This window comes from Pseudomonas sp. SZ40, from assembly GCF_052958135.1.
Window position 1 is genome coordinate 1 of the sequence record NZ_JBQWIF010000079.1, and the last position, 3,542, is coordinate 3,542.

The window sequence follows — 3,542 nt, forward strand, 5'->3', positions numbered from 1 at the left end:
GGTCATCGTCAAGCTTCTACCAGAAACCCCAGATCTCGACAGAGGTCTGGGGTTTCGTCTTTTCGGCGCCAGAAAAGGCTGGGGCGGCCCGCACGTAGGCGCGAGCTTGCTGGCGAGCTGCGGTCAAGAGCATCGCCGGCAAGCCGGCTCCTACAGCAGGTCGTCCTGCGCGCGGTGGGGCAGTGGTGGAAGGGTGAAGCGTCTTCCACCCTACGGATCGCGCCCCAGCTTTCGCGTCGCCAGCCCTGGCTACGGGGCACGTGTAGGAGCCAGCTTGCTGGCGAGCCGCGGTCAAGAGCATCGCCAGCAAGCCGGCTCCTACAGCAGGCCGTCCTGCGCGTGGGGCGTGGTGGAGGGGTGGCGTCTTACGCCCTGCGCAGGCTTTGTAGCCCGGGGCGGCTTGCGTTCACGGGGCATTCAGCCAACTGCCCGGGCATGACTTGCAAATACGTCGAGGTAATTGCGTTCCGACCTCGGTAGGCAGCGGCGGAACGCATCGCTATCATGCGCACCTTATTGCACGGCAGGTTCGGCATGCAGCCTTTATTGCGACTTTTACAAGATGGCCAGTTCCATTCGGGCGAAGAGCTTGGCGCCGCCATTGGTGTAAGCCGCGCAGCCATATGGAAGCGGCTGCAGGCGCTCGAGGCTGAGTTCGATCTCAGCATTCACAAGGTCCGCGGCCGCGGCTATCGTCTCGAGATGCCCCTGTCCCTATTGGCCAGCGATGCGCTTACCCCCATAGGCTGGCCGGTGAGGCTTCTGCAGCAGGTCGACTCTACCAATGCGGAGGCGCTGCGCCACCTGGTGTCCGGAGCCACACCGCCTTTTCTGGTCATTGCCGAGCAGCAGACGGCAGGTCGGGGGCGTCGTGGTCGCAACTGGGTCAGCCCGTTCGGTGAGAACCTCTACTACAGCCTGGTGCTGCGTATCACCGGGGGCATGCGTCAGATTGAGGGTCTCAGCCTGGTGGTTGGCCTCGCCTTGCTGCATGCCATCCGCGAGGCGGGTGTTGCCGATGTCGGCCTCAAGTGGCCCAATGATCTGTTGGTGGGGGGGCGCAAGATCGCCGGCATTCTGCTGGAGCTATCCGGCGACCCCGCTGACGTTTGCCATGTGATTATCGGAATTGGCGTGAATATCAATATGCGGGCAGTGCCCGGGGGCGCGATCGACCAGCCCTGGACCTCTATCAGGCAGGTTCTTGGAGCGCAAATCGATCGCAACCAGTTCGTAGCTGGCTTGAGTGACCATCTTGCCCGCCATCTGGAGTTGCATCGTCTTCATGGTTTTTCCGCCTTGCGCGAGCAGTGGGAAGCCAGTCACCTGTGGCAGGGGCGAGCGGTTTCGCTTGCGGCGGGTGTGCAGTCCATAGAAGGACGAGTGCTGGGCGTCGACGATACTGGCGCGCTACGCCTCGAGGTTGATGGCGGTGAGCGTGTGTTCAGCGGTGGTGAGCTCAGTTTGAGGTTGCGTGATGATTCTTGAGCTTGATTGCGGCAACAGCTTTATCAAGTGGCGTGTCCTGCCCAGGCAGGGGGGCGCTCAGGTGGTCGCTGGTGGTGTAGTCGGCAGCGACGAGGAGCTGCTCGTGGCTTTGGCATCTCGCTTTCCCGGCGAGTTGTTCATGTGCAGGCTGGTGAGTGTGCGCAGCGAAGACGAAACACGGCTGCTGGTCGACGCGTTGAAAAATCGATTCGGCATCGATTGCAGGGTGGCCGCGTCAGCGCAGAACCTTGCCGGTGTGAGCAATGGCTATGATGAATACCGGCGGCTGGGTCTCGATCGGTGGCTGGCGGTGGTTGGGGCATACAGTCTGGAGCGTCGTGCTTGTCTGATTCTTGATCTGGGGACTGCCATCACTTCCGACTTCATCGATTCTGCCGGGAGCCATCTTGGCGGTTTCATTTGCCCGGGGATGCCGTTGATGCGCAATCAGTTGCGTACTCACACGCGCCGCATCCGTTATGACGACGCTGTCGCTGAGCAGGCGCAGCATAGTCTTGTGCCTGGGCGTTCCACCGCGGAGGCAGTGGAGCGTGGTTGTTTGTTGATGTTGCGCGGGTTCGTCGACACCCAGCTCGAGCTGGCACGCCAGCAATGCGGCGACGATGTCACTGTGTTTCTTACCGGCGGCGACGCCGTGCTGGCCGCGCAGTGGGTGCCTGCCGCCCGGGTGGTGCCGGATTTGGTATTCATCGGTCTGGCGATCGCCTGTCCACTGGCTGGGGAGTAAGGTATGCGCTGGATTTTCATGCTCCTGGTCGTGCTGAATGCCTTCTACTATGTCTGGCATCAGCAACAGACACCCATGCATGCCAAGGAGGTCGCGCCGCTTTCGCTTTACCAGGAGAGCCGTCGCGATATCCAGTTGCTGAGTGAGTCAGAACCTCAGCAGCGCCGTAGCGCTGCGGTGAAGGAGGCTCCTCCCGAAGAGGAGGCTGTGTGTCTGTTCCTAGGTAGCTTCGAGGATAATGTCGAGGCAGAGCAGGTCGAGCAGCGTCTTCTCAGTCTGGATATTCGCTCGCAGGTGCAGGTGGTCGAGTCCGCCGGTGCTGTCGACTATTGGGTCTACCTGCCGCCGCTCGCATCCCGGCAGGCATCGTTGAGGCAGTTGCGTGAATTGCAGGCACGCAAGATCGACAGCTACATCATCAGTCAGGGGGATCTGTCGAATGGCATTTCCCTTGGTATCTTTCCTCGCCATGACTCTGCCGATAGCGTGATCTCGCGTCTGCGCAGAGCCGGCTATGAGCCGCTGCTGCGAGAGTTGCCGCGAGCCAACCGTCGCCACTGGGTGCGTATTGCCCCGGAAAGCCGGCGTTTGGTCGATGATTCTCTGCTCGAACGATTGTCTTTGGACTTCAAAGGCTTACAACATCAATTAATGCCGTGCGAAGGGGTTGCAAGCCCTCGATAGAATGCATAGAATGGCGCCCGCTTCGCAGGGTGGACGCCTTAACCGGTGTGTATGTGAAGCTGCTGTTAGTGTCGCTAAGCTCAGGTTTTTAAATGAGAAAGTGCTTGACAGTAGGGTGGCAGATATTGAGAATGCCGCCTCCTTATGGAGGGATTCCCGAGCGGCCAAAGGGATCAGACTGTAAATCTGACGTCATCGACTTCGAAGGTTCGAATCCTTCTCCCTCCACCAGATTTAAGCGCGAGCTGTGAGCTCCGCGGGCATAGTTCAATGGTAGAACCTCAGCCTTCCAAGCTGATGATGCGGGTTCGATCCCCGCTGCCCGCTCCAGCTTTGCTGGTCGCGCAATATATTTGCTCATGTAGCTCAGTTGGTAGAGCACACCCTTGGTAAGGGTGAGGTCAGCGGTTCGAATCCGCTCATGAGCTCCATTTAATAAAGGCAGATATGAAAGTATCTGCCTTTGTTTTAATGGTGGTATCACTAGCTGAATTCTTCGTTCGGAGACGGTCAAAATGGCTAAAGAAAAGTTTGAACGTAACAAGCCGCACGTCAACGTTGGCACCATTGGCCACGTCGACCACGGTAAAACCACTCTGACCGCTGCTCTGACCCGCGTCTG

At 59.3% G+C, this 3,542-nt stretch carries 4 protein-coding genes and 3 tRNA genes; all 7 read left to right on the plus strand.

From position 1 onward, the window contains the following. Window positions 1-534: 534 nt before the first annotated feature. Window positions 535-1,488, plus strand: coding sequence for a bifunctional biotin--[acetyl-CoA-carboxylase] ligase/biotin operon repressor BirA (birA, locus tag ACT9T4_RS26575; protein ID WP_499119867.1), 954 nt, complete (start codon window positions 535-537; stop codon window positions 1,486-1,488). Beyond that, window positions 1,478-2,236, plus strand: coding sequence for a pantothenate kinase (locus ACT9T4_RS26580; RefSeq protein ID WP_499119865.1), 759 nt, complete (start codon window positions 1,478-1,480; stop codon window positions 2,234-2,236). Before birA ends, ACT9T4_RS26580 begins: the two co-directional genes overlap by 11 nt. A gap of 3 nt (window positions 2,237-2,239) precedes the next feature. Further along, window positions 2,240-2,920, plus strand: coding sequence for an SPOR domain-containing protein (locus ACT9T4_RS26585; RefSeq protein ID WP_042555078.1), 681 nt, complete (start codon window positions 2,240-2,242; stop codon window positions 2,918-2,920). Window positions 2,921-3,066: 146 nt separating this feature from the next. Further along, window positions 3,067-3,151 (plus strand) — tRNA-Tyr (locus ACT9T4_RS26590). A gap of 25 nt (window positions 3,152-3,176) precedes the next feature. Then, window positions 3,177-3,250, plus strand: a tRNA-Gly gene (locus ACT9T4_RS26595). Window positions 3,251-3,275: 25 nt separating this feature from the next. Further along, a tRNA-Thr gene (locus ACT9T4_RS26600) sits at window positions 3,276-3,351 on the plus strand. Window positions 3,352-3,435: 84 nt separating this feature from the next. Further along, window positions 3,436-3,542: GTP-binding protein (locus tag ACT9T4_RS26605; RefSeq protein WP_202966612.1), on the plus strand; the 107-nt coding region annotated here is incomplete at its 3' end.

Coding starts and splice junctions, on each gene's coding strand:
- birA (WP_499119867.1), top strand. CDS start 535: ATGCAGCCTTTATTGCGACTTTTACAAGATGGCCAGTTCCATTCGGGC.
- ACT9T4_RS26580 (WP_499119865.1), top strand. CDS start 1,478: ATGATTCTTGAGCTTGATTGCGGCAACAGCTTTATCAAGTGGCGTGTC.
- ACT9T4_RS26585 (WP_042555078.1), top strand. CDS start 2,240: ATGCGCTGGATTTTCATGCTCCTGGTCGTGCTGAATGCCTTCTACTAT.